The sequence below is a fragment of the Eupransor demetentiae genome (assembly GCF_963930865.1).
Classification (GTDB): domain Bacteria; phylum Bacillota; class Bacilli; order Lactobacillales; family Lactobacillaceae; genus Eupransor; species Eupransor demetentiae.
Genome location: NZ_CAWVOH010000002.1, coordinates 340,208 through 363,834, shown reverse-complemented (window position 1 = coordinate 363,834; position 23,627 = coordinate 340,208). Strand labels below are relative to the sequence as shown.

The following is a 23,627-nucleotide window of genomic DNA, read 5'->3' as shown; positions in this document are numbered from 1 at the left end:
TGTTCCGTTATCGACTGTTCGACAACGGCGTTACAAATTCGTTTGTTCAAAGTTTTGTTCAGTTTTCAATGTGCGTTCGTCGCTCGGTGCGACTTAATTATTCTAGCAGATGAAAAATGCAATGTCAACAATAAATTTACTTACTGATGAGCGATGCGATTTCGCTGCTGAAACAACAATGAACAATATAGCAGTTTTATCAGACTCGGTCAAGCACTTTTCGTGAATTAATTACTTAATCTTTCAAGTCCTCAAAAGAGGTAAAGGCGGATGGATTCAGAGTCATCAGCAAATCCTTGATTTTATCAGCTGATTCAAAAACCAAATCCCCTTCTAATTCCTTCTGGACTGCCTTTCGGTCGGATACTTCAAAGGAGTAAAGCGGCATCAGTTCGCCGCTTTGGTTCTTAACAGCCGACAGTTCCCCAATCCGCCATTGGTCAAAATTCTTAACACCCGCATGCTTGAAGGCATTTAAAATCGTCCCAAGGGAAGTAGTCTCTTCATGTCGGTGCACTTTAACCGCAAAGAATTCGGCATCTTCTCCCTTTGCTTGTTTAACTAGGAAATAAGGCATCTTGTCTTCAAAGGCAATTACCGTTGCAGCTACCATTGTCATTAGGCTTTCCTCACTTAATCCGATTTAATGCTTCATGAATCCATTCAGGTCGTAACTTCGCAATTGGTGCGAAGCCATAATCAAGGTGATAATTTGTCCAAAAGCGACGCTTCATATTCATGTTCTTAATGATGGGAAAATCTTTCAACTTTTCCATCTGAACCTGGCGAATTGATAATGAAATCTTTTGGTTGTACTGATCAATATCCAAAACAATCACATCAACTTGGTCACCAACTTTTAATTCACTCTTCAAGTCTTTAACCACGCCAGATTTAAATTCTGAAATGTGCACCAGTCCCTGCGTTTGTTCGTCTAATTTCACGAAGGCTCCGTAAGGCTGAATGCCGGTAACGACACCACGAACCTTATCACCAATGTTGTATGTCATTTTGTCACCATCCCAAAAGTCATTATAACAAAAAAACGGGCTTAGCCCGCAATTTCAATCTTCTCAATCGTGACGTCCGGATTAGGACGGTCATACATATCGGTCTTACTTGAAGCAATTTTATCAACGACATCCATGCCAGTAACCACCTGGCCGAAGACAGTGTGCTTACCATCGAGCCAAGGAGTCCCACCGACTTCACGATAATGTTCCACGATTTCGTCTGGCAGGTGCTTCATCATGCTAGCCATCTGTCCAGGGACAGACTTAGCTTGGACAATAAAGAACTGCGAACCATTGGTGTTGGGTCCAGCATTCGCCATTGAAAGGGCACCACGGAAGTTAAACAATTCAGAGCTAAATTCATCTTCAAAGGGCTTATTCCAAATACTTTGGCCGCCCATTCCAGTTCCTTCTGGATCGCCAGTTTGTAGCATGAAGTCTTTAATAACACGATGGAAAATCACCCCATCGTAATAGCCGTCACGCGCATGGGTTACAAAATTCTCAACCGCCTTAGGCGCTTGTTCTGGGAAAAGTTTAACTGTAATTTCACCGACCGTCGTCTTAATAACCGCAGTTGGTCCTTGGACAGCACTCAAATCAAGTTGTGGATAGCTTGTCATGTTCGCCTCTTATACGTCTTCTTCTTGGAAAACTGGGTCAATGACGACATCGCCAGCTTCGATTTCTTCAAGGGCTTCGCCAACTGACTTGTGGGAATTAAACTTAACCTGGGTAGCAGGCATGCCGGCATCAAGTTCACGAGCGCGCTTTGAGGCCAATGCAATCAACTTATAACGAGAATCAACTCGTTCCAACAACTTATCAACGGATGGATATAGTAACATTTGGTATTCTCCTTACCTTAATTATCAAGTTCGCCCAAAACACGAGTAACGCGCAAGCGTTCGGCAGTAATGATGGCTTTAATACGGTCAACCGCTTTTGAAACAACATCGTTTTCAACAGCGTAATTGTAGTTAATCATCATCTTCAATTCATCTTTGGCAGCAGCAACGCGCTTTTCAATGACTTCAGCTGAATCGGTTCCTCGACCAACCAAACGCGAACGCAAGTTCTTCAAGTCGGGCGGGGTCAAGAAGATGTAAACCCCTTCGGGCATCTTCGTCTTTACCTGCAAAGCTCCTTGAACATCGATTTCAAGGAAAACATCGTGACCACTTGCCAGAGTTTCTTCAATGAAAGAACGTGGGGTTCCGTAATAGTTATTGACGTACTCGGCATATTCGAGCATGTCACCATTTTGAATCTTGTCTTCGAACTCTTCACGCGTCACAAAGAAGTAGTCCTGCCCGTTTACTTCGCCGGGACGAGGCTTACGAGTCGTTGCCGAAATTGAATAGCGAAAATCAACGCCATCTTCCTTAAAAATAGCTTTCCGAACAGTTCCTTTGCCGACACCAGAAGGTCCAGAAAGAACAATTAACAAACCGCGTTGTACCATTAGTTTCCTCTTTAATGTAACTTTACTTATAGTGCATTCTACCAAGAATTAGGCCTTATTTCAATCTAAGACTATCAAGCGAACGGTTTGTTCCCCTCTTTTGGAATAGATGTTCGCCTTAATGAATTATTAACATTTTTACAAACGCCTATTTATAGGCGTTTTTGGCAAACAGGCTTAAAGACATCCAATAAAACGCTTGCCAAAAAGAACGTTTGTTCGTATAATTAAGTCATCAGTTAAGAGGAGGAATTACTCATGCAGAATTACATGGTTAAGCCCGCTCAACGCTTTCCATTCAGTGGGATTGTAAAGGCCGGTGTTTCAAAACTACATAATCGTTTTAAGACCGTTCCCCTCGAACGTCAACTTTCGAGTCAGGAAATGATTCAACGTTTGGAAATTGCCATTAATTTAGATAGCGAAGTTGCCATTCAGGTCAATCCTTCCTTCGACAGTGAAGCGATTGAAGAATATCGCGGCAATCTTTTCCAAACTGCAGATGGTCGCCTTTACGTCTATTCACGTAGTAAGCGCCAGACTACTGCTATTCAACCTGAAAACCTACGTCACATTTCATTTGCAAAAAAAGCTTCCTGAAAAGGAAGCTTTTTTATTACTCATTTTCTTGCAATTGATCAAGCGGCATATCGGCCAAAAGATGATTGATTGCAGAAACATCCACATAATGATCCAAGCCATCGAGGCCGTCCACAATTTTTTTGCTTTGTAGGATGGCCTTTTTCTTGCCCAAGAATTGGATATAGGCTTTGATTTCAGAGCCAATTCCGTCCAGGTTTTCCCATTCAGGCTGCCAGTATTCGAACAAAGATTCGGAAACAAAGGCTTTGATATCCGCTGCTTGCCAATTCTCATGACCCAGATGCCACTTTTCGGCCATGCCCTTATGCAAGGCCAAAAGTAAGTTCACAACGTTGGGACTAACTACACCCTTAATCGAGGCATCCCGGAATTGTTCAACCCGCTTTGCAGCGTAATCCATTTCGTCCTGGATTTCCTTTTCCGACAAAAATTCGTCAGCAGGTTTAGCATCAGCGTCCTTCAATTCGGCTAATTTCGGATGAATGCCACGATAAACTTCTTCGATAATTTCCAAATTGAATTCATCATCATCGCCCTCTTCCTTTAGGAAGCGGAACTGCAAGTCATCAATGGCCGACGAATTCTTCATCAAATCAGCGACATCCTTGCCTTGAAAGCGGAAATAGTTCAGCGCCATGACCGTTCGCATGATCATTTTCCAGAAATTAGGGTCGTAATTGCTAGAGGCGATACCGTAGCGATCATTCACGGAACCTTCCCTAGCCAAAAACTTTTGCATGTCGTATAAGACCGGCATCAAAAGGATAAAGTAACGCCAATCACGGTCAGATGAATTAACCAAAGCTGCTTGCATCACTTCATTGATATTCACAATAGCGCGTTCATTACTCGTGAACTTGCTAAAGTACTGTTGGACCATGGTTGTAATCACATCATCCAAAAAGAAGGAAGCTGCTTCAAAAACGGGCTGACTGTATTTGTCTTGGTGCGTCAAATAATAACGGGCTCGGAGAAAGCCTGCAAATTCATCATAGTCAAAAGGCTTCAATTTTTTCTTTTCCGAAAACTTTTGCTGTGCCTTTTGCTTTTTAAAGCTCTTAATTTGTGCTGATTTTCCTTGTTTCATGTTGACCTCCTAAACTTAGAGTGACAAATCGAGTTGGTACTTTCCGCCGCCGAATTCACGCATCTTGAACTGAAAAATTTGTTCGCCACGCGTCAATTCCGGAGTTTCAATTTTTGCCTGCTGGCTGCCTTCTAATTCGGCCATTTCGATGGCCTTGTTGATGGTTGACATCACCTTGGCCATCGTTTTAGGTCCCTCAGAAGTGTAAAAAAGGTCAGCAGCGCCGTAAGTGGCTGATCGGCGTACTAAGTTGACGGATACCTTGAAGCGGTTAACTTCAAAGACAATGTGGTTGAAGTTGAAGTCGTGGGCGTACAAAAAGAGCGCTGATAAAAATTCTTTCGGATCAATTTTATTTTCTGACATTTCTTATCCTTTATTTCAAATTGACGATGGTAGCGCCATCGCCACCTGCATTGGCTGAAGCAAAATGATAGTCGGCAACGCGGCGGTCGGAACGCAGGAACTGCGTTACCCCTTTACGAAGGGCACCGGTCCCCTTACCGTGAATGATTTCAACGGGACTGAGGTTTGACATGACGGCTGTATCCAGGTAACGGTCTAGCTCACGCAAAGCGTCGTCGTAGCGGACACCACGCAAGTCCAAACGCGATTGAACGTTGGCTTTGGAATGATTTCCGGTCGTTGTCTTCACAATCTTCTTGCGCTGTTTCTTCTTCGTTGCCTGGGCTTTGACAGTTCCTTGGCTTTTAACAATGTCATCTTCGTCTACGAGCATCTTTAAGATACCCATCTCGACTTCCCATTGGTTATTATTGTGCTTTTTAACCAGCGTGGCTTGCTGACCGTAGGACTGAATCGTAACTTCATCCCCCGGTGCCAGCTGCTTGACCTTCTTGGCCTTTTGCAAAACCCGGTTGCGTTCAAGCTGTTCGTTTTGCGTTATGCCCGAAATCGCCTTACGCTTTTTCTGTAAGTCCTGTTCGGACAAACCGCCGGACTGTCCAGCGCGCAAACGTTCTTTACGGATTTCAGAAATGAGTTGTTCGGCTTCCTTCTTAGTAGAAGCCACAATGTGGTTGGCTTCCTTCTTGGCATCCAAGACCAACTTAGCCTGTTCCTTATCCAAACGACGCTTTTCTTCATCGAGCTCATCGTTCTTTTCAGATAGGGCGGCACGCTCCTTGGTCAAAGCCGCGGACTGATCCCGGACGGCATCCCGTTGCTTAACCAAATCCGTAATCATTTGGTTAAGAGACTGGTCTTCCTTGGAAGTCATTGACTTGGCCGCTCCCAAAATGTCATCCCCAAATCCTAAACGTTTCGCAATGGCGATAGCGTTTGACTGTCCTGGAACACCCGTCAACAACTTATAAGTTGGCTTCAAGCTCTGCACATCAAAGATCATGGAAGCATTACTGGTCCGGTCACGGTCGAAGGCGTAGAGCTTCAATTCTGGATAGTGAGTCGTGGCAATCGTCTTTGCTCCCAAAGACGCGACCTTGTCCAAGATGGCCATGGCCAGAGCGGCTCCTTCGGCGGGATCGGTTCCAGCACCCAATTCATCGAAGATAACCAAAGTCTTATCCGTAATCTCCGGCAGCATGGAACGAATATTTTTCATATGGGATGAGAAGGTTGAAAGATTTTGTTCGATTGACTGCTCATCACCAATATCGGCAAAAACCTGATCGAAAACCGCTACCTTGGAAGGTTGACGTGTCGTAATGAAAAGACCCGACTGCGCCATCAACTGCAAAATGCCCAAGGTTTTAATGGTGATGGTTTTTCCACCCGTGTTGGGTCCCGTAATGATTAGGGTGTCGTAATCTTGGCCCAAGGCAATATCGTTTTTAACAGCAATGTTTTCGGCAAGCAAGGGATGCCAAGCCTGCTTCAAATCGACAACCTCATCATCCGACAAAACTGGCTGCATGGCATCTAACTTGGCAGCCAAGCGTGCCTTGGCGTTGACAAAGTCAAAGTGCCCTAAAATCTGAGCGTTTTGATGAAGTTCATCAACGTGCTCGCCTAGTTCTTGCGATAGTTCACCCAGAATCTTCTGCTCTTCGGCAGCAGCTTGGACTTGAAGTTCGCTAAGCTGGTTACTAATTTCAACGACATCTTGCGGTTCAATATAGTAAGTCAAACCGGATTGACTCTGGTCATGAACCACACCGGAAAAACGGTGACGATATTCCGCCTTAACCGGCAAAACATAACGGTCGCCACGCATCGTCATAATTGGGTCCGACAAGTACTGTGCATTCTTGCCCTTCAAATGGTTTTGCATTTTAGCCTTAATGGCATTTTCGTGCCCCACGATTTTTCCGCGCAGGGAGGCCAAGGTTGAAGAGGCTTCGTCATTAAGATGGCCCTGATCATCCAAAGCGGTCGTAATGCGACGGGTCAAGGCTGGCAAAATGGCTAGTTCGGCTGCTTGTTCAGGAAGAATATGAACAGATTCACCGATGCTTTCATCAGCCATCACTTCAAAGAAGTGTGCAATTCCCGCTGTGTTTTGTAAAATCTTGGCCAGGTTGGCAATTTCTGTTCCTGACAAAGCAGCCTGAATGCGCAGGCGCTTCAACTGAACGTCAATTTGATTTAATTTTGAAAGTGGAATGCCGCCCTGAAGGCGGTCAATCATCACCCCTTCAGCCGTTTCATCCAACCATTTTTGAATGGTGGCACGGTCAGAACTAGGTTGGAGATTTTTATACTCAGCCTCCCCCAATTCAGTGGCCAAGTAGTCACGTAACTGACCCTTAACCTTGTCATATTCAAGTGTTTCTAATACTTTCTTATTCATGAAAAATCAACCTCATAACCACCACTGGTAGATATTTTGTGAAAAGACTGGGAAACGGTCCAAGAAGTAATTCAAAACCGGTGAATTAACCAATTGATTTTGAATCCAGAAGTTGGGAATCACTGAAAGGACCTGCAAAATAAAGAAGCAAATCACCAGCCCAACGGCTCCGTAGAAAAGGCCACCCAGCAAACCGTCCAAACGCCCTAAAATCGGAATACGGCGCACAAAGTGAACGGACCTTAATAGGTAACGCGATAGCATGCTGCCCAAAAACATAATGAGTGAAAAGGCCAGACCCGAAGCCAAAAACTGGCTGCCATCCTGACTAACGTTGTCGGGTACTTGCGGACGGATAAAGTGGCCCGTCAAAAAGTGGACGCCAACTTGGCCGAGGGGCTTACTTAACTGAGTCGCAACAAAGAAGATGAGCACAAAAAGAATTAAGCGAGCTAAAACATGAACTAGCCCCGCTTGGTAGCCCGAATAAATCATCAACAGGACCAAAATCAAACCAAGAATCATCAAGACCATGAAAGCCCCTCCTCATCTGCATTGACAGCGTAATCTGAAGATAATTATAACATTAAAACTGCTATAATTAGGGCATGCAAACAGTCATTAAAGTCAGTTCCGATACCATGCAAAAGCTTGCCCAACATTACGGTGCCCAGCTCGGTTCCGCCACCGCTCCTGGGACACTTTTTTCGTGTAAAAGTAAGGGCCTTACCATCACCGGCTACCGCTCCGGTAAAGTAATGTTCCAAGGCCAATATAGTGAAAAGGAAGCTGCTCGTTGGGGAACAGCCAGCCATAGCGGTACCCATAAGAAAAGCACTGGAAAATCCGGTACATTACCCGCCGGCTTCGCCTCCTGGTCGGCCATTGGATCAGACGAAGTTGGAGCGGGCGCCTACTTTGGTCCTCTGACCACTGCCGCTGTTTACGTTGCCAAAGAAAATCTCGACTGGGTGCGCTCCTTGGGCATTGCTGATTCCAAGACCTTAACGGATGAGAAAATGCGGGCAATCGCACCAGAAATCATTACCAAATTACCCCACCACGTCGTCAATCTGATGCCACCGAAATACAACGAACTGCAGAAGAAATACAACGTTGTGGCCTTAAAGGCACTGTCCCATAATTTTGTACTCAACGCCGTTTTGCAAAAAATAGCACCGGTAAAGCCCGATGGCATCTTGATTGATCAATTCGCCCAAGCCTCGACCTACTTCCGCTACCTTGAAAAAGCGCGTCAGAATCCGATCATTCGGCAAAACGTCTATTTCTCAACCAAGGGCGAACAGCACCATCTCAGTGTGGCGGCCGCATCCGTGCTGGCCCGCGTTATTGAATTAGATTCGATGAAGGATCTGAGTGAAAAGGCCGGCTGCACCCTTCCCATTGGAGCGGGTAAAGAAGTCGACCGTGTGGCTGCACGCTTGTTATCGCAAGGCGTGAACTTGGGGGATTTTGCCAAATTACACTTCGCCAATACGCAAAAAGCAGAAAAATTACTCTAACAAAAAAACAACCTAACGGTTGTTTTTTATTTTTTATCGTCTTGCTTATCATCCAAGTGCAAATCCTTTGATGATAACTCGATATCGTCGTTGTCCAACTTATCATGCAAGTCATTGTGTAAGTCATCAATCTTGTGGTGGGCACGGTGCAAGTATGGTGACACCTTGTCCTTGGCCTTACCAAGATAAGGTGAAACCTTAGCTGAGACTTCCTGCCACTTTGATGAAACCTTACCTTCTTGAGCGGACATTTGGTCCTTGCTCTTGTCAGCCAAAGTGTTCAACTTGTCGCTGGCCTTTTGAGCGTAGGCCTTACCGTGCTTCTGAGCACCCTGGTATAGGTCCAAACCCTTATCCTTTAGCTGTTGACGCTGCTTTTCAGTGCTAGCGGCGTAGGCTGCTACAGCACCAAGACCGGCAACGACTCCAGCCCATAAACCAATCTTCTTTGACATAGTATCTTATCCCTTGTGCTTCTTAGCAGGCTTTTCGGCCTTGTTACGACGGAACTTTCCAGTAGCCTTACTTGCGGCATAGCTTGCGCCAGCCTTCGTCAAGTTGCTAAAGTTCGAGAAGCGATCTGAAACGCGGTGCAAGGAATTGTTCATGTCAGAAACAGTTTCAGACAATTCAGCAACAGTATCAACCGTTACGTCCAAAGTCTGCATTTTACCGTTCACATCCTCCAACAAGATGTTCGCATTACCAAGAATTTCATTTCCTGAACGAGCCATGGTATCAACATCCATCGTCAAAACAGAAACTGAACGCGTCAAGCGCAACAAGAAGATTCCGATGAAAAGTACCAAGAGCAAAAAGGCAATGGCAAAAATCAATAGTGCAAGTGCTCCAATAGACATTACATTCCTCCATATCTTTTTTCTTAAAATTAATTCAACTCTTACATTGTAACAGAAATGAAGCTGCAATTCCGATATATATTACAGATTTGTTACAGCCTTTTAGGCAAAATAAAAACGCCTCGCAAGGCGTTTTTTTAATGAGCGTAATCAACAGCACGAGTTTCTCGTACAACGGTCACCTTAACGTGGCCAGGATATTCAAGCTGCTCTTCGACCTGTGACTTAATGTCATGAGCCAAGACAGTTGCTTCAATGTCCGTAACCTTCTTAGGTTCAACAATCACTCGAACTTCACGACCGGCCTGAATAGCAAAGGCATCCTTGACACCCTTATAGCTATCGGCAATCTTTTCAAGTTCCTTGAGTCGTTGAACATAATTTTCAAGGGATTCGCTACGAGCTCCTGGGCGGGCAGCACTAATTGCATCTGCAGCTGCAACCAGTTCAGCAATCGGAGTCGTAGGCTCCGTATCGCCGTGATGGGAAGCAATGGCGTTAACCACGGCCGGCTTTTCGTTGAACTTTTCAGCTAAACGAACACCCAACTCTACGTGGGAACCTTCTACTTCGGCATCAACTGCCTTTCCAATATCGTGTATCAAACCAGCGCGCTTCGCAAGCGCGACATCCATTTTAAGTTCTGCGGCCATTACACCAGCAATTTTGGCAACCTCGATTGAGTGTTGTAGGACATTTTGTCCGTAAGAAGTACGGTAGTTCAAACGACCAATCAACTTGATTAAGTCAGGATGCATACCGCGCAATCCCAATTCAAAGACTGCTTCTTCACCCTTCTCACGAACCATCTCATCAACTTGGCGGCGAGACTTTTCAACGGCTTCTTCAATCCGGGCGGGGTTAATCCGACCATCGGAAATCAAAGCCTCCAAAGCCTGCTTAGCAATTTGACGACGAAGTGGATCAAAACCACTTAGGACCACTGATTCAGGGGTATCATCAATAATTAAATCAATTCCAGTGAGGGATTCCAATGCACGGATATTACGGCCTTCACGTCCGATAATCCGGCCCTTCATCTCTTCACTAGGTAAGTTCACTACTGAAACCGTTACGTCAGTAACAGAATCGGCAGCTGAACGCTGAATAGCATCGACAATAATGTCACGAGCGCGGCGTTCCGCCTCACTCTTTGCATCAACCTCTGATTCTTTAATCAAGGCTGCACGTTCACTCATCAATTCGTCCTTAGCGTCACTTAAGACAATCTTTTGGGCATCTTCATGAGTTAACTGGGCAATTTCTTCCAGCTTAGATTGCTGGCGTTTTAAGATTTCATCAGAATGTGCCTGCTTTTGCTTGGCATCATCCAACTGGGCTTGAACTTGATTTTCTTTTTGAATCAAGGATGCATCTCGTTGATTCAAGGTGGCATCCTTTTGATCCAAAGTATCAATCCGGTCTTGCAGACGACCTTCTTGTTGCTGAACCTGCTTTTGGCGGTCCGACAAAGAATTCTCAACTTCAGTCCGGTACTTTTGCGCAAGGTCCTTAGCATCAACTTCTGCAGCTCGTTGAATACTCTTCGCCTCGCTATTAGCTTGCTCTAAAATGTTTGTAGCAACTTGGTTAGCATTGTCAATCTTCTTAGCATCCTGATAACGATGCCATGAAAATCCAGCAACTAAACCAATTGCTGCTGCGAAGAACGCTGAAATTAGTGTAAGTGTCATACTTGCCACTTCCTTTCAGCATGTGATAAATTTTCTATTCACAAGTACAAGTATAGCGGTAATACGGGTATGGGTCAATCGCAAAATTAATTTTTGAAACGACGTTGGAGTTCCCGCTCCTGATCCCGCTTTTTGATGTCTTGACGCTTGTCGTATTGCTTTTTACCACGGCCTATACCAATTAGCACTTTTGCAAAGCCATGCTTTAAATAAACCTTCAAAGGAACGATGGTTACACCACTTTCACTAGCTGCTTGGGCTAGTGTGCGAATCTGGCGTTTGTGCAACAGAAGTGGCCGATTCCGCAGCGGGTCAACATTAAATTGGTTCCCGTTTTCATATGGAGCAATGTGGACATTGGTCAAAATTGCTTGCCCATCATGAATGGTTACGAAACCATCCCCAATTGTAATTTGACCCGCACGAACGGACTTAATTTCGGTTCCCGTTAGCGAAATTCCGGCTTCAAAGGTTTCTGAAATCGCGTAATTAAAGCGTGCTTTTCGGTTTTGAGCTAAAAGGTTGTCGTGATTGTCTTTGCCTTTTGCCATAGCAATTCCTTCTTAAATATTAGTGACTGCGGCCTGCTTTTGAACCGTTTGAACGGCTTTGTCCGGGCTTATGTTGACCATGTTGACCACCATTTTTGTGATCATGATTGCGATTTCCATTACGACGGTTCTTATCGCCGTGACGCTTTTGGTCGCCACCCTTGCCGTGACGGCCGCGTCCACGACCAAACTTACCGTTATCGGATGAAGCCACGCGAATCGTCGTGGTTGGCGCTTCTTCTGGATTGGTCAAGATGAAGTCGACCTTACTTTCATCCTTGTTAACCCGCAAGACCTTGATCTTGACGCGCTGGCCAATTTGGAAAATATGGTGCTTTGAACGACCGATTAAGGCGGCGTGCTTTTCATCGTACTCATAATGATCATCGGTTAGGTTTGAAATGTGAACCAAACCTTCAACCGTGTTATCCAAGCTGACAAAGAGTCCAAACTTCAAGGCGGAGTTGACCACACCCTTGAACTCCATGCCGACCTTGTCTTCCATATACTCGGCCTTCTTCATGGCGTCAACAGTACGTTCCGTGTCGATTGCACGGCGTTCACGAGTAGAAGTATCCAAACCGATTTGACCGAGATGGCTAGCATACTTTTCTTGGGCTTCAACACCATAACCGTTATCCTCGTACCACTTAATCAAACGGTGAACCGTCAAATCAGGATAACGACGGATTGGCGAAGTAAAGTGCGTGTAGTACTTTGCTCCCAAACCAAAGTGCCCAACTGGATCTGGCGAATACTTAGCCTGCTTCATGGCACGCAACATCATGGTTGAAATCATTTGCTCTGCTGGATCATCGGCAACTTCGGCCATCAAGCTTTGTAGCATCATTGGCGTTACCTTAGCCGGGTCACCCTTAACCGGGTGACCCAAGGCCTTGGCAAATTCAAAGAAGTTTTGTGCACGTTCTTCATCAGGCGTTTCGTGAATACGGTACAAAAATGGGACTTTCTTCTTGTCGTAATGTTCGGCAACCGTTTCGTTGGCAGCCAACATAAAGGATTCAATCATTCGTTCAGCGGTACCACGTTCGCGGACGACAACGTCAACAGCTTTTCCTTGATCATCAACGATAATCTGCGCTTCAGGGGCATCAAATTCAATAGCGCCACGCTTAGAACGCATCTTGTACAAGATTTCGTGCAGTTCCTTCATGTCTTGGAACATTGGCACTAGTTCGCGGTACTGCTTAACCGTATCGGAATCATCTTCCCAAATCTTGTTAACCGCCACATAGGTCATCCGAGCATGTGACTTCATCACGGAGCGATGGATGCGATGCTTGACCACTTCACCCTGCTGGTTGATTTCCATTTCAACTGACATACACAAGCGAATCACTTCAGGGTTCAAAGAACAAATCCCATTGGAAAGCTTGCGAGGCAACATTGGAATAACGCGGTCCGTCAAATAAACCGAAGTACCACGTTTGTAGGCCTCCTTATCAATCGGCGAACCTTCCTTAACGTAGTGGGAAACGTCGGCAATGTGCACCCCGAGGTGGTAATGGCCATTGTCCATCTTCCAGGCAACAACGGCATCATCAATATCCTTGGTATCGGCACCATCAATCGTCACCAAAGGTTGGTCCGTGATATCTTCACGGTTCTTCCATTCTTCTGGCAAAACTTCATTTGGAATTTTGTCTGCTTCAGCCAAAACTTCCTCAGGAAATTCGTTGGGCACCTTCTTGCTTTCCACAATCTGCAAGATATCCATGCCCGGTTCATCCTTGTAGCCCAGAGTTTGAACGACGTTAGTAATCAGTTGGCGGGGATGAGTTTTATCAGGAAAACGAGTGACTTCAGCGACGACGACTTCGCCATCGTGGAGTTCTTCACTGCTCTTTTCGACCAGTACCTGATAGTTCCCGACCTTCTTATCATTGACCTGAATTTGGCCCTGCATGCCCTTGGATTGTGAACCAAGGGTGAAAATACCGACCATCCGAGTGTAGGCGCGTTCGATAATTTCATCGACCTTACCTTCCGGTCCACGGTCAGCAGATTTAGCCGGACGCAAAGTCGAAACCAAGACCTTATCCCCCTGCATGGCCTGTAAAGTGTTATCTGGTGCAATAAAGTAATCCGGCAAGTTTTCATCGTAACGGACAAAGCCAAAGCCCTTATCGTTAGCTTTAAATTCACCTTCAACTTGCCCGGCGTGGGCATTGTGCTGATAGCGTTCATCTTCTAAAATTGCATCGCCATCACGGACCAAACCGTTGAGGGCGTTGACAACCTGGCGATAGCCAGAGCCATCATTCATGCGAAGGCCGTCTGCCAAATTTTGGGCAGTAAAGCCCTGGCTGGCATTGGCCTTCAAAAAGCCATTTAACTGGCTTTTAAGTTCTTTCATTTCCATTATTTTCTCCTAAAATTCTAAAAAAAGGTAAATAAAAAATCAGTCTACAAAAAAGTAAACTGACCTTTTCAATTAATGTGCTGACATGTACATCAAGATAAAGCCGAGTAGGAACCAAACTGCTCCGAGTACGACTGTGATTCGACGCATAATGGCTTCGAATCCACGTGACTTTCTTTCAGTAAATAAATCGGCGGCTCCACCTGATAAAGCAGATAAGGCATCTTGTTGCTTACTTGGTTGCATCATAACTGCAACAATGAGCAGAAATCCAACCACCAAGAGGGCAACGGTAAGAATATTTGTCACAGTAACAACCTCCATTAAAACATACTCACAGAGTATAACATACCTTGCCGTTATTTTCCAAGCGCGAGGTGGAACATCAAAATTCCACCAGCGACGGCTACATTCAAACTTTCTGCTTGGCCAAGCAAAGGAATGTAGAGGTTAGCAGAGGTCTTAGCGGCTAACTCGTCGGACATCCCCTGCCCTTCGTTTCCAAGAATCAAACCGAACTGGCTTTGAGCAGGAACTTCCAAGTAAGACTTGGCATTTTCGTTCAACTGAGAACCGTAGACTTCCAAGCCGTTCTTGATAAGCGCATCAACCCAGACGTTTAAGTCACCCTGCAAAACTTCCAAGTGGAATTGTGAACCTTGCATGGCGCGCACAACCTTAGGTGCAAATGCATCAGCAGTGCCTTCGCCCAAGATAACACCCTTGAAACCAGCGGCGTCGGCTGTACGAATCAAAGTACCAACGTTTCCAGGATCTTGAATCTTGTCAAGCAAGAGCCATTGACCATCAAAAACATAGCTTGGATCAAAAGTCTTTTGTGGCAATGAAATTTCGGCGAAAATTCCTTGCGGATTGTTCGTGCCAGCAATGTGGCGAGCAACCTCTTCACTAATTTCAAAGGCCGGGACACCGTGAGGCACGTCGGGCAAATGAACTTCCATTTGTTCCGCGGTTGCCATGATAGCGTGAAACTTAGCCTTAGCAGAAATAGCATCTTGAACAAGGTGCCAGCCGTCCAGCAAGTATGTGCGTTGTTCTAAGCGGCCCTTACGGGTAGCCAACTTCGCCCAGGCTTTCACCCGATTATTCTGATTTGATAAAATCCGTTCCATTAAATTCTCTTTTCCCTTAATTAAGGCTTGCGGTTTTGCTTACCGGCGTTTCGATTGCCAGTATTTGAAGACTTCGGCGTCACATCACGAGGTGCAGTTTGTTGCCCGGCCATTCCAGCAACTGCAGGGTTAGCCTTGTTGTCTTCCAAAAGTTCTTCAGCAGTCTTCAAGACTTCGAATTCGTCGTCAACACGCGCTTGAAGGCGTGGGTACTGGAAGTACATGATCAAAGTCTGGATAACGGCGAAGATTCCACCAACGATGAAGTACAGACCGACACCACCGTTAACTGCCATCGTAAAGAAGAGAATCATAACTGGACTCAACAATAACATGTACTTAGTTGATTGCTGTTGTGGCCCTGCCGGCATACGTCGAGATGATAACCAGGCTTGAAGCAAGTAGATGGCAAAGGCAATCAAAGCAAAAGTAATTTGCTTGGCTCCAAGGTCAAAGCCCATAAAGCTTGCTCCCTTAAGTGAAGGGGCATGCATGATGGCCGAATAAACACCAGAAAAAATTGGCAACTGAATGGCCATGGTCAACATGGAAATCCCGCCGGTCAAAGAAACTTTATTTTCACGATATAGTCCCATTGATGCCGTTGCCGCTGCTTGCTTTTCCTCAGGAGTTACAGCCTTGCGAGTGGCCTCTTGAATCTTTTCCATTTCCGGCTTCAAGACCTGCATCTTTAATTGGTTAATTGTCGTGTTACGTTGTTGATTAACAAAAAGTGGCAAAATCAACAAACGCACAACGGCCGTGATAATAATGACGGCCCAACCGACAGCATTGACACCACCGATTGAATCGGCGATTCCCTTAATTAAATCAGCAATTGGCTTACCAATCCAAAGGTACATCCGACTGTGGGCGCTGTAGCCACCAGTCAACAAAATAATATCGAAAACGACTACGACTGTCGTAATCAAACGCTTTAAACTTTTCATTGAAACTCCTCAAAATAAACGTAAGTTAACAAAGAACATTATAGCAAATCCAAGGCTTAAAAAACGGTTTTAGCCCTGAACTTCTCTGCCGATTATGCCATTCCAAATAAAAAAGCTCGATACCGAGCTTAATCATCATAAACATCATCTAGGGCGCCATGGTCCTGCTTTTGATACTTTTGAGCCAAAGGCAAGCGAATCGTAAAGACCGATCCAGAACCAAGCGCAGATTCTACCGAAATGGTTCCGCCGTAGGCCTCGACCAGACGCTGGGCAATTGCCAGACCAAGCCCGTTACCACCCTTAGCACGGGAACGCGCTTTATCGACCCGATAAAAGCGGTCGAAAACCTTATCGAGATTCTCGGAATCAATTCCTTCACCGAAGTCCTGCACGCCAATTTCAACTTGAGTAGCCGTGCTCGACAAGGCAAAGTGAATTTCCTTTCGGTCCGTTGAATACTTAATGGCATTATCGGCCAAAATGATAATAATCTGCTCCAAGTGATCCTGGCGGATTTTGACTTGGGCTTCCTTATGCAAATCATCATCGAAAGTTAATTGGAAATCAGGATGGAGCATCTTGAAATCATCGAAAATACGGTGAACGACGCCATCGACATCAGTCATCTGGTTCATGTTTTCAACCGGCACCTGTTCGGCACGGGTCAAATTCAACATTTCGTTAATCAGCGTTTCCATTCGTTGAATTTCAGCTAGCGATGAATGGATGGAATCATCCAAGACTTCAGGGTCATCTTTACCCCAACGGTTCAGCATTTCCATGTGGCCTTTCACGATGGCCACAGGCGTGCGTAACTCGTGGGAAACATCCGAAACAAACTGCTGCTGAGCCGAAATCAAAGCCTGCAAACGATCAATCATTTGGTTGAGAATATCACCCAAATCCGATAATTCATCGCGCGGACCGCGATCCAGCACACGTTCATCCGTCATCGGTTCTTCTTCAAAGGCGCGAATCGTCTTTTCGATGTTTTTAACCGGGCGAATAATCAAGTTCGTCAGCAGATAAGTAATGCCTATCGTTAATAAAGCGCCAATAATTGTGATGGCCCAAAGCCAGTGGGCAAGTCCAGTCGGCATCTTACCGTAGCGGGACTGAAGGATGCTTGTCACCACGACGGTAAATGTAATACTGATGACAAAAAAAACCACAGCAAGACCCAGGGACAGTTGCCAACGCAGGGAGAAGCGATGTGGTTTTGAATTCATTTGTTGATCTTTTTGAGACATGCAATTCCTTAGCTACGCATAACGTATCCAGTACCGCGGACAGTTTGGATATATGAAGCCTTACTGTCAGGATCATCAATCTTATTACGCAAGTAACGAATGTAAACATCGACGACGTTGGTTTCGACTTCAGAGTCAAAGCCCCAAACTTCCTTCAGAAGCTTTTCACGGGACTGAACCACGTTAATGTTTTCGACCAAAATCAAAAGCAAGTCGTATTCGCGCTTCGTCAAATTGATAATGTGGTCGCCACGACGGGCAATCCGATTTTCCTTTTCAATGCGAAGATCCTTGAAATTAATGATGGAACGGTGCTGGTCTGAAGATTCCGTCTCAATGGCGATTCGACGCAAAAGTGAACGCACACGCGCCAACAATTCTTCAATTGCAAAGGGCTTGACCACGTAGTCGTCGGCACCGTAATCCAAACCAGAAACACGGTCGATGACTGAGTCACGGGCCGTCATCATGATAATCGGCGTCTTCTTGACTTCACGCAAGCGGCGGGCCACTTCCAAACCATTCAATTCTGGGAGCATCAAGTCCAACAAGATGACGTCGTAGTCATTCTTAATGGCATCATCCAAGCCGTCACGACCGTTGCCAACCGTGTCCACTTCGTAACCTTCATGCTTTAATTCAAGACTGACAAACTTTGCCAAGTTCTCTTCGTCTTCAATAACTAATACTTTACTCATAGTAACCTCTATCGTTCCGCTCTGACTATACTTAGGAGCAAAAACAAGTGATATATCTAATTTATTTTATAGTTTTCCTAAAGCAAAAGCAAGAATTTTCTCATTATTTAAAGAAATCATCCAGCTTAGCAAGGCGAGGATCCAAAGGTTTCTCCTCTTCCTTCTTATTTTCCTCTTGTTGGAATTCTTTTTCGCTGATAACTTGCCAATCTTGACCCTTTGGTAAGGCATCCGAAGCCGCTTCTTCTTTGGTCAAAATCTGGCTAGGCAAAGAAGCGACCAGGTTATCCAGGATAATCTTATCTAAGTCGATGGTATCTTTTTCGATGGCAAAGACCATTTCATCGTCTTCGTAGTCATCTAAGCGACTTGGGTCGGCCAAGTAGCGTTCCTGAATATCCATGTCGATGGGAAAGTCCACGGGTTCCAAGGAGCGTGAAGATGGCACCTTGGCATCCCCCGTCACCTTAGCCGAAAGGATAATATCATCATTATCCAAAGACTGAATTTGTGCTTTGACCTGCAAGGGCGACACCGACAAAATCAAATCCGAAAAGCGTTCCGCAACAGCAGGAGCAAGGTCAATACTTTCATCAATCACGAGTGGTTCTTGACGGTACTTAATGAGTTGTTGCTTTGAAAATTTCATTGTTAAACTCCTATTTTTCAATCTGAATGGGGCGGCGACCAACGTCTTGGGCAGGGCCACCTTCCCGGGCCAACAGCTTCCAAACTTCACCGGCCTTGTAATCCAAGCGCAAGTTAGCCTTAGCCAAAGACATGTCCACCCGGCTAATCAAAGGTAATTCGACCGTTTTCTTAATTTCGTTTAAGAAGGTCTGCCCCTTTTGGTCAAAAGCCAAAATTCTAAGATAAGGATCCTGCATGGCCGCCTGCATCTGATCAACCTTGATGTTAAGCAAGGTGTAGAGCAAAGTCCGCTGCATGCGCGCGAAAGTATAGCGTTTTGACTTAATGGCCCGAACGAAGGACTGATAATTCTGTGGCCCGTTTGCCTGGCTAGCAACAGCCGCCACTCGGTATTCAAGCCCTTCAGCCATCTGATAAACCTGGCCGAGCTGGCCAACGGTATCTGTTAAAGCACGGTATTGAATCAAGGGGAAGAATTTCTCTTCAAAATTGATCGTGGTATTTTCCTCTGCCAAAGCCTTTTTCGTTTCTTCCGGCACGACCTTGTCAATTTTTTCAAACTTGCCCTTATGTAGGGCCAAGCGAATCGAGGATGCCGAGGCAATGGTCTGGCCCTCTTCGAAAGTTTGATCGTGGTAGCCGGCTTCCAAACGCGCCATCGGCCAGAGCTTCATATCGAGCTTCAACTCCCGGACCGCCTTGGCATAACCGAAGGCTAAAATATCGTTGGGATCTTCTAGCTTGAAACCGGTCGCTTCTTCGAGTTGATCGGCGTAGTTTGCCGCAAATGTCTGCTTCTTATCGGCGAAACCTTGCTGGCCTTCCAAAGCCGGTGCTTCGTCGGCGAGCTTCAAGAAATCCACATCCGGATGTTCACTACCAAAGACGAGATTTTCCACGCCCATGGCACCGAGGAGACGGACCGCTCCTTGGGCAAAGAGATGGCTGGGCTGGACGGCATAAAAAACCGGTAATTCAACAACCAAATCAGCGCCACCTTCAACGGCTAGCTTAGCGCGCGTCCATTTGTCCAGCAAAGCTGGTTCTCCTCGTTGCACGAAGTTTCCAGACATTACGACAACCACCGTGTCGGCCCCAGTCATTTCCTTAGCCTGTTTAATTTGGTAAGCATGACCATTATGAAAAGGATTGTATTCTGCCACAATTCCTACAGTTGTCATTGTTTAACCCTTTCTAGCTTCAAAAAACCAACGGTCGGCTTCGTCATCGGCTGCCGCTCGGCCAAAATCAGCACTGACTTTAACGTCCTTGAAACCAACCTTCTTCAAGCACTTCAAGTAATCCTTCAAAGTATATGTTTGTTCGTGATGAACTTCGCGTAACAGTTTAAAAGCATCAAGCTCTTCATCATAGACAAAGAACTTCAAATCATGATCGACACTGTTCTTGTTTTCCCCAGGAAAAGAGGTCCACATGAAAATGTTTTCCGGATCATCATCGTTGTTGTAGTAGTAATTATCGTAGCCAACCTCTACCTGGTAAGGGGTAATAACGTCAAAGAGGAAACGCCCACCCTCTTCCAGGTGCTCATAGACTTGCTCCAAAGCAGCCATCAAATCCGGCTTGCTGGGTAAATAATTCAAGCTATCCGCAAAGGAAACGATTAGCGGATAACGTTCCGTCCAATCGGAAAAGTCGCGCATATCGCCTTCCAGTAGCCGCAAATCAACATCAGCAGCCTGGGCATGCTTTTGTGCCAGTGCCAACATATCCGGCGAGAGGTCCAAAAGGTCGACTTGGTAGCCCTGCTGCGCAAGTAAAACGGCAAGGCGGCCTGCGCCACCAGCCAAATCTAACATCTTGCTGGGTTGGCTCAGCCTTTCAACGTAGGCTGCCCAGTCCTGATATAGTTCTGGGTCAAAAAGCGCATCGTATTGCGCAGCAAAGGTTGTGTAATCATCATTGATGGGTTCAGTCATTTTATGTAAAAAAGCCGAAGCCTTAAGCTTCGGCCCCTCAATCTTCTTCTAATAGGTCGCTAATATCAACTTCGGGTGCATCATACCAAAGCTTTTCCAAATGGTAAAAGTCACGGTGTTCCGTATCAAAAATGTGTACGATAACATCCCCAAGGTCCAAAACAACCCACTGGGCCTGCTGATAGCCTTCCATGTAGCGGACCTGGCCACCAGCTTCTTCAATCTTATCTTTGACTTCGTTGACGACCGCTTGGACCTGACGGTTAGACGCAGCGTCAGCAATCACAAAGTAATCGGCCATCAAAGACACTGGTTCCATGTCCAAAGCGACCACGTGGTTGGCCTTCTTACCATCAATCGCCTTAACGGCAATTTCTAATTCTTCTTTTGCAGATAATGTTGTCATAAAAATCCTTTAATTAATGTGTCATCCAGTAGTTGTAAGTATCCAATGACTTGGGATAAATTGGCGCACCCTTGCTGGTCAAATAGTTCATGGTGTGCTGAATCTGATAACGAACCCCATCATCGAGGTCACGGTCTGTGATTTCACGGGCTTTTTCTACGCCAGGGAAATCACGTCCTGTTTCAAGGTAGTCCGCCATAAAGACAATCTTGGCCAAAGTCGACATGTTGGCTCCAGCCCCCGTGGTGTGTTGGCGAACCGCATCCAAAATTTCGGGGTCGGTAATTCCAAGTTCCTTACGGATCATTTCGGCACCAACCACACCGTGCCAGACGGCATTGCCCCAATTCAAAAGTTCTGGGTCAAGCTTGTCTTCCTTGATGGTCTTGATGAAATCTTCGTTGGAACGTTCCTTGGCATAGTCGTGCACCAGACCGGCAACTTCAGCTTTTTCTGGATCAACACCGTTTTGCTCAGCCAACTTCTTGGCATAAGCAGCAACCCGCAAACAGTGCTGGTAGCGGTGCTCCGATAGCTGTTGCGCAACCTTGTGCTTCAACTCTTCCAATGTCCCCTTATAGTAAGCCATGTCAGCCTCCTAAAATCAAAGCTTTACAACGAGTGGTGAAATCTTAGCGTACTTTTCTTCCTTAGCCGGTTGGTAAAGAACCACCGTACGACCAATGGTTTGCACAACCGTCATTTCGGAATGGCTTTGAATGAAGTCCGCCAAATCCTTGGTACTTTCTTCGGCGCTTTGCTGCAAATTGACCTTCATCAATTCGCGCTTAGCAATGGCAGCGGCCACCTCGTCAACCCAAGTCTGGGTCAAGCCGTTCTTCCCGACGGAAAAAATGGGTGACATCGTCTGCGCGTTTGAACGTAAGAAACGCTTTTGTTTACCTGTTAAATTTTGCATTAAATCATTGCCTCTCTGATGGTAACGGCCACCCCTTCGGGCGCCCAACCAGCGACTTGAATTCCAGCAGGTAGGCTAATCCAGCCCAAACCAGCGAAAACCAGATCACTCTTTTTTGTTGTTTTGAATTCATGCCTTACCAAACGGGTCACCTTTTCAGGAACCGGCTTCAGTAATTCACCAGCATGCTTCGTATAAAATTCATCAGCCCCACCCATCTTTGTACGGTGTAGCATCAAATTATTCTCAAAATATGCCGTCACGGCACTGCGATCACCAATTTGGAAATCAAAGCGGGCCAAAGCCCCGATAAAAATCGTTTGCTCCGCATTCAATTGGTAAGTCCGCGGCTTAATCTCGTTCTTAGGCAGCGCATACTTCAAATCGGCACTGCTCAATACATGGGCCATTTGGTCCTTTTTGATGATACCGGGCGTATCAATCAAATTTTGGCCATCTTCGAGTGGAATCTCGATACGATCCAAAGTTGTTCCTGGAAAACGAGAGGTGGTAATCAACTCCTGGATGCCAGTCCGGGACTTAATGATCTGATTAATCAAGGTCGACTTGCCGACATTAGTCGTACCAACAATGTAGACGTCCTGCCCATGACGGTGCTCGTCAATGGCCGCCAAAATATCATCCAAGTTCTGGGGGTGGGCAGCCGAAGTTAGTAAAATCTCTTCCGGATGCAAGCCATTTTCCTTTAACTGACGAGCGAGCCAGTCGTGCAAATGCCGTTTGTTCAAGAGCTTAGGCAGCAAATCAACCTTGTTTCCGACTACCAAAATAGGATTGTTCGATCCTACAAAACGTGGCAAGCCATTAATCAATGATCCCGAGAAATCAAAGACATCAATCACATAAACCACTAGGGCTTTGCTCTCAGAAATCTGACTCAACAACTTAACGAAGTCATCATCCGTCAATTCCACCGGCTGGATTTCATTGTAGTGGCGCAAACGAAAACAGCGCTGGCACAATAGGTTGTCAGTGTTAATTAGTTTTTTAAGTGCTGACAGCGGCAAATAGCCCGCTGCTTGATCGTCTTGATCCTGCAAACGAGCGCCACAGCCGATACAGTTCAGTCCGGCTTCTAGTTCAGCTTGTACTTCTTCATTTGAAACTTCGTTGGTCAATTAAATGTGTCTCCCACTTCATATTCGGGTTGGCTTTAAAAATAATCTTCTTAGCTTGGTTTTCGATGCTGCGATTCAACCAAGTTTGCCACATGTCGGATTCAATCAAACGCTTGACGAGGACGGAACGAACACCGGCCAGGTGAGCTGCCCAAACATCCGTTAACATCTGATCGCCAACCATGATGACTTCTTCGCGCTTAAGGTGTTGCTTGTGGAGCACGTGCAAAATCCCACGTGGTAAAGGCTTAAGCGACCAAGCAACGAAATCAATGTGTAGGGACTCCAAAGCCTTAGCCACCCGCTTGTTGGTGTTGTTGGAAACCACGACCAGCTCAATTCCGCCAGCCCTCAAATCCTGTAACCACTGGTGCATCTCTGCGGTCCCTTCGGGATTATTCCAGGCCAAAAGCGTGTTATCCAAATCGGTCAAAACCGTCGTAATTCCATGACTCTTAAGTTCCTCAACGGAAAGGTCAAAGATAGATTCAACCATGTAGGTTGGGGTTAAAAATTTAAGGGGCATAGCATCTTTTCCTAGTTTTTCTTTACTACCATTATACACGAAAGCCGGTCTTAATTTTAG

General features: G+C 45.8%; 29 protein-coding genes. 2 read left to right on the top strand and 27 right to left on the bottom strand.

All coding sequences use genetic code 11. The annotated features are described in order from the left end of the window. Window positions 1–235: 235 nt before the first annotated feature. Genes ABSY64_RS06195 through gmk form a run of 5 tightly spaced genes read right to left on the bottom strand, consistent with a single transcriptional unit; the run spans window position 236 to window position 2,478 of the window. Window positions 236–619: a hypothetical protein gene (locus ABSY64_RS06195; RefSeq protein WP_349642213.1), complete on the bottom strand. Its 384-nt coding sequence runs from the start codon at window positions 617–619 to the stop codon at window positions 236–238. 10 nt (window positions 620–629) lie between these two features. Beyond that, window positions 630–1,010 carry a CvfD/Ygs/GSP13 family RNA-binding post-transcriptional regulator gene (locus ABSY64_RS06190; protein WP_349642212.1) on the bottom strand — a complete coding sequence of 127 codons (381 nt, stop codon included), beginning with the start codon at window positions 1,008–1,010 and terminating at the stop codon, window positions 630–632. A gap of 41 nt (window positions 1,011–1,051) precedes the next feature. Continuing rightward, entirely contained in the window at window positions 1,052–1,636 is a 585-nt protein-coding gene (locus ABSY64_RS06185) for a peptidylprolyl isomerase (RefSeq protein WP_349642211.1), read from the bottom strand. A gap of 9 nt (window positions 1,637–1,645) precedes the next feature. Then, on the bottom strand, window positions 1,646–1,861 hold the full coding sequence (gene rpoZ / locus ABSY64_RS06180) for a DNA-directed RNA polymerase subunit omega (RefSeq protein ID WP_349642210.1): 216 nt from the start codon (window positions 1,859–1,861) through the stop codon (window positions 1,646–1,648). 17 nt (window positions 1,862–1,878) lie between these two features. Next, window positions 1,879–2,478, bottom strand: coding sequence for a guanylate kinase (gene gmk, locus ABSY64_RS06175; protein WP_349642209.1), 600 nt, complete (start codon window positions 2,476–2,478; stop codon window positions 1,879–1,881). A gap of 258 nt (window positions 2,479–2,736) precedes the next feature. On the opposite strand from gmk, the gene ABSY64_RS06170 reads away from it, so the two are divergent. Further along, the gene (locus ABSY64_RS06170) at window positions 2,737–3,078 is read left to right on the top strand and encodes a hypothetical protein (protein WP_349642208.1); all 342 of its coding nucleotides are present in this window, start codon (window positions 2,737–2,739) and stop codon (window positions 3,076–3,078) included. 16 nt (window positions 3,079–3,094) lie between these two features. Here the strand turns inward: ABSY64_RS06170 and ABSY64_RS06165 are convergent, their stop codons facing one another. The 4 genes from ABSY64_RS06165 to ABSY64_RS06150 are packed head-to-tail and all read right to left on the bottom strand — an operon-like array spanning window position 3,095 to window position 7,475. Next, window positions 3,095–4,168 carry a metaphase chromosome protein 1 gene (locus tag ABSY64_RS06165; protein ID WP_349642207.1) on the bottom strand — a complete coding sequence of 358 codons (1,074 nt, stop codon included), beginning with the start codon at window positions 4,166–4,168 and terminating at the stop codon, window positions 3,095–3,097. Window positions 4,169–4,183: 15 nt separating this feature from the next. Then, window positions 4,184–4,534 carry a hypothetical protein gene (locus tag ABSY64_RS06160; protein WP_349642206.1) on the bottom strand — a complete coding sequence of 117 codons (351 nt, stop codon included), beginning with the start codon at window positions 4,532–4,534 and terminating at the stop codon, window positions 4,184–4,186. A gap of 10 nt (window positions 4,535–4,544) precedes the next feature. Continuing rightward, window positions 4,545–6,941: an endonuclease MutS2 gene (locus tag ABSY64_RS06155; RefSeq protein ID WP_349642205.1), complete on the bottom strand. Its 2,397-nt coding sequence runs from the start codon at window positions 6,939–6,941 to the stop codon at window positions 4,545–4,547. 12 nt (window positions 6,942–6,953) lie between these two features. Further along, entirely contained in the window at window positions 6,954–7,475 is a 522-nt protein-coding gene (locus ABSY64_RS06150; protein ID WP_349642204.1) for a CvpA family protein, read from the bottom strand. Window positions 7,476–7,549: 74 nt separating this feature from the next. Here ABSY64_RS06150 and rnhC point away from each other — a divergent pair, with 74 nt between their 5' ends. Beyond that, window positions 7,550–8,464: a ribonuclease HIII gene (gene rnhC, locus ABSY64_RS06145; RefSeq protein WP_349642203.1), complete on the top strand. Its 915-nt coding sequence runs from the start codon at window positions 7,550–7,552 to the stop codon at window positions 8,462–8,464. A gap of 26 nt (window positions 8,465–8,490) precedes the next feature. Here the strand turns inward: rnhC and ABSY64_RS06140 are convergent, their stop codons facing one another. The 18 genes from ABSY64_RS06140 to ABSY64_RS06055 all read right to left on the bottom strand — a co-directional run bounded on the left by ABSY64_RS06140 (window position 8,491) and on the right by ABSY64_RS06055 (window position 23,567). After that, a complete protein-coding gene (locus tag ABSY64_RS06140; RefSeq protein WP_349642202.1) occupies window positions 8,491–8,919 on the bottom strand; it encodes a hypothetical protein in 429 nt (142 codons plus the stop codon). Window positions 8,920–8,925: 6 nt separating this feature from the next. Next, window positions 8,926–9,324 carry a DUF948 domain-containing protein gene (locus ABSY64_RS06135; protein WP_349642201.1) on the bottom strand — a complete coding sequence of 133 codons (399 nt, stop codon included), beginning with the start codon at window positions 9,322–9,324 and terminating at the stop codon, window positions 8,926–8,928. Between the two features lie 137 nt (window positions 9,325–9,461). Next, the gene (rny, locus tag ABSY64_RS06130; protein WP_349642200.1) at window positions 9,462–11,018 is read right to left on the bottom strand and encodes a ribonuclease Y; all 1,557 of its coding nucleotides are present in this window, start codon (window positions 11,016–11,018) and stop codon (window positions 9,462–9,464) included. 86 nt (window positions 11,019–11,104) lie between these two features. Then, window positions 11,105–11,569: an SsrA-binding protein SmpB gene (gene smpB / locus ABSY64_RS06125; RefSeq protein WP_349642199.1), complete on the bottom strand. Its 465-nt coding sequence runs from the start codon at window positions 11,567–11,569 to the stop codon at window positions 11,105–11,107. Window positions 11,570–11,588: 19 nt separating this feature from the next. Further along, window positions 11,589–13,952, bottom strand: a complete 2,364-nt coding sequence (rnr, locus tag ABSY64_RS06120) for a ribonuclease R (protein WP_349642198.1) — start codon at window positions 13,950–13,952, stop codon at window positions 11,589–11,591. A 72-nt stretch (window positions 13,953–14,024) separates the two neighbouring features. Next, window positions 14,025–14,261, bottom strand: coding sequence for a preprotein translocase subunit SecG (secG, locus tag ABSY64_RS06115; protein ID WP_349642197.1), 237 nt, complete (start codon window positions 14,259–14,261; stop codon window positions 14,025–14,027). A gap of 50 nt (window positions 14,262–14,311) precedes the next feature. Continuing rightward, window positions 14,312–15,085, bottom strand: a complete 774-nt coding sequence (locus ABSY64_RS06110) for a TrmH family RNA methyltransferase (RefSeq protein WP_349642196.1) — start codon at window positions 15,083–15,085, stop codon at window positions 14,312–14,314. 20 nt (window positions 15,086–15,105) lie between these two features. Beyond that, window positions 15,106–16,035, bottom strand: coding sequence for a membrane protein insertase YidC (yidC, locus tag ABSY64_RS06105; protein WP_349642195.1), 930 nt, complete (start codon window positions 16,033–16,035; stop codon window positions 15,106–15,108). A 128-nt stretch (window positions 16,036–16,163) separates the two neighbouring features. Beyond that, window positions 16,164–17,288 (bottom strand): sensor histidine kinase, encoded by a 1,125-nt coding sequence (locus tag ABSY64_RS06100; RefSeq protein WP_349642194.1) that lies wholly within the window; start codon window positions 17,286–17,288, stop codon window positions 16,164–16,166. A gap of 8 nt (window positions 17,289–17,296) precedes the next feature. Next, the gene (locus ABSY64_RS06095) at window positions 17,297–17,986 is read right to left on the bottom strand and encodes a response regulator transcription factor (protein WP_349642193.1); all 690 of its coding nucleotides are present in this window, start codon (window positions 17,984–17,986) and stop codon (window positions 17,297–17,299) included. A gap of 103 nt (window positions 17,987–18,089) precedes the next feature. Beyond that, window positions 18,090–18,635, bottom strand: a complete 546-nt coding sequence (locus ABSY64_RS06090; RefSeq protein ID WP_349642192.1) for a YceD family protein — start codon at window positions 18,633–18,635, stop codon at window positions 18,090–18,092. A 10-nt stretch (window positions 18,636–18,645) separates the two neighbouring features. Then, window positions 18,646–19,818, bottom strand: coding sequence for a nucleotidyltransferase (locus ABSY64_RS06085; RefSeq protein WP_349642191.1), 1,173 nt, complete (start codon window positions 19,816–19,818; stop codon window positions 18,646–18,648). Window positions 19,819–19,821: 3 nt separating this feature from the next. Beyond that, window positions 19,822–20,577, bottom strand: coding sequence for a class I SAM-dependent DNA methyltransferase (locus tag ABSY64_RS06080; RefSeq protein WP_349642190.1), 756 nt, complete (start codon window positions 20,575–20,577; stop codon window positions 19,822–19,824). A gap of 37 nt (window positions 20,578–20,614) precedes the next feature. Next, window positions 20,615–20,983, bottom strand: a complete 369-nt coding sequence (gene rsfS / locus ABSY64_RS06075) for a ribosome silencing factor (protein WP_349642189.1) — start codon at window positions 20,981–20,983, stop codon at window positions 20,615–20,617. A gap of 13 nt (window positions 20,984–20,996) precedes the next feature. After that, a complete protein-coding gene (yqeK, locus tag ABSY64_RS06070) occupies window positions 20,997–21,572 on the bottom strand; it encodes a bis(5'-nucleosyl)-tetraphosphatase (symmetrical) YqeK (protein WP_349642188.1) in 576 nt (191 codons plus the stop codon). Between the two features lie 15 nt (window positions 21,573–21,587). Next, window positions 21,588–21,902, bottom strand: a complete 315-nt coding sequence (gene yhbY / locus ABSY64_RS06065) for a ribosome assembly RNA-binding protein YhbY (protein WP_349642187.1) — start codon at window positions 21,900–21,902, stop codon at window positions 21,588–21,590. Then, window positions 21,902–23,041, bottom strand: a complete 1,140-nt coding sequence (gene yqeH / locus ABSY64_RS06060) for a ribosome biogenesis GTPase YqeH (RefSeq protein ID WP_349642186.1) — start codon at window positions 23,039–23,041, stop codon at window positions 21,902–21,904. Before yqeH ends, yhbY begins: the two co-directional genes overlap by 1 nt. Next, window positions 23,019–23,567: a YqeG family HAD IIIA-type phosphatase gene (locus tag ABSY64_RS06055; protein WP_349642185.1), complete on the bottom strand. Its 549-nt coding sequence runs from the start codon at window positions 23,565–23,567 to the stop codon at window positions 23,019–23,021. Before ABSY64_RS06055 ends, yqeH begins: the two co-directional genes overlap by 23 nt. Window positions 23,568–23,627 lie beyond the last annotated feature (60 nt).

Excerpts from the sequence above, each read along its gene's own strand:
- ABSY64_RS06195 (WP_349642213.1), bottom strand. The coding sequence starts at position 619 with ATGACAATGGTAGCTGCAACGGTAATTGCCTTTGAAGACAAGATGCCT.
- ABSY64_RS06190 (WP_349642212.1), bottom strand. The coding sequence starts at position 1,010 with ATGACATACAACATTGGTGATAAGGTTCGTGGTGTCGTTACCGGCATT.
- ABSY64_RS06185 (WP_349642211.1), bottom strand. The coding sequence starts at position 1,636 with ATGACAAGCTATCCACAACTTGATTTGAGTGCTGTCCAAGGACCAACT.
- rpoZ (WP_349642210.1), bottom strand. The coding sequence starts at position 1,861 with ATGTTACTATATCCATCCGTTGATAAGTTGTTGGAACGAGTTGATTCT.
- gmk (WP_349642209.1), bottom strand. The coding sequence starts at position 2,478 with ATGGTACAACGCGGTTTGTTAATTGTTCTTTCTGGACCTTCTGGTGTC.
- ABSY64_RS06170 (WP_349642208.1), top strand. The coding sequence starts at position 2,737 with ATGCAGAATTACATGGTTAAGCCCGCTCAACGCTTTCCATTCAGTGGG.
- ABSY64_RS06165 (WP_349642207.1), bottom strand. The coding sequence starts at position 4,168 with ATGAAACAAGGAAAATCAGCACAAATTAAGAGCTTTAAAAAGCAAAAG.
- ABSY64_RS06160 (WP_349642206.1), bottom strand. The coding sequence starts at position 4,534 with ATGTCAGAAAATAAAATTGATCCGAAAGAATTTTTATCAGCGCTCTTT.
- ABSY64_RS06155 (WP_349642205.1), bottom strand. The coding sequence starts at position 6,941 with ATGAATAAGAAAGTATTAGAAACACTTGAATATGACAAGGTTAAGGGT.
- ABSY64_RS06150 (WP_349642204.1), bottom strand. The coding sequence starts at position 7,475 with ATGGTCTTGATGATTCTTGGTTTGATTTTGGTCCTGTTGATGATTTAT.
- rnhC (WP_349642203.1), top strand. The coding sequence starts at position 7,550 with ATGCAAACAGTCATTAAAGTCAGTTCCGATACCATGCAAAAGCTTGCC.
- ABSY64_RS06140 (WP_349642202.1), bottom strand. The coding sequence starts at position 8,919 with ATGTCAAAGAAGATTGGTTTATGGGCTGGAGTCGTTGCCGGTCTTGGT.
- ABSY64_RS06135 (WP_349642201.1), bottom strand. The coding sequence starts at position 9,324 with ATGTCTATTGGAGCACTTGCACTATTGATTTTTGCCATTGCCTTTTTG.
- rny (WP_349642200.1), bottom strand. The coding sequence starts at position 11,018 with ATGACACTTACACTAATTTCAGCGTTCTTCGCAGCAGCAATTGGTTTA.
- smpB (WP_349642199.1), bottom strand. The coding sequence starts at position 11,569 with ATGGCAAAAGGCAAAGACAATCACGACAACCTTTTAGCTCAAAACCGA.
- rnr (WP_349642198.1), bottom strand. The coding sequence starts at position 13,952 with ATGGAAATGAAAGAACTTAAAAGCCAGTTAAATGGCTTTTTGAAGGCC.
- ABSY64_RS06110 (WP_349642196.1), bottom strand. The coding sequence starts at position 15,085 with ATGGAACGGATTTTATCAAATCAGAATAATCGGGTGAAAGCCTGGGCG.
- yidC (WP_349642195.1), bottom strand. The coding sequence starts at position 16,035 with ATGAAAAGTTTAAAGCGTTTGATTACGACAGTCGTAGTCGTTTTCGAT.
- ABSY64_RS06100 (WP_349642194.1), bottom strand. The coding sequence starts at position 17,288 with ATGTCTCAAAAAGATCAACAAATGAATTCAAAACCACATCGCTTCTCC.
- ABSY64_RS06095 (WP_349642193.1), bottom strand. The coding sequence starts at position 17,986 with ATGAGTAAAGTATTAGTTATTGAAGACGAAGAGAACTTGGCAAAGTTT.
- ABSY64_RS06090 (WP_349642192.1), bottom strand. The coding sequence starts at position 18,635 with ATGAAATTTTCAAAGCAACAACTCATTAAGTACCGTCAAGAACCACTC.
- ABSY64_RS06085 (WP_349642191.1), bottom strand. The coding sequence starts at position 19,818 with ATGACAACTGTAGGAATTGTGGCAGAATACAATCCTTTTCATAATGGT.
- ABSY64_RS06080 (WP_349642190.1), bottom strand. The coding sequence starts at position 20,577 with ATGACTGAACCCATCAATGATGATTACACAACCTTTGCTGCGCAATAC.
- rsfS (WP_349642189.1), bottom strand. The coding sequence starts at position 20,983 with ATGACAACATTATCTGCAAAAGAAGAATTAGAAATTGCCGTTAAGGCG.
- yqeK (WP_349642188.1), bottom strand. The coding sequence starts at position 21,572 with ATGGCTTACTATAAGGGGACATTGGAAGAGTTGAAGCACAAGGTTGCG.
- yhbY (WP_349642187.1), bottom strand. The coding sequence starts at position 21,902 with ATGCAAAATTTAACAGGTAAACAAAAGCGTTTCTTACGTTCAAACGCG.
- ABSY64_RS06055 (WP_349642185.1), bottom strand. The coding sequence starts at position 23,567 with ATGCCCCTTAAATTTTTAACCCCAACCTACATGGTTGAATCTATCTTT.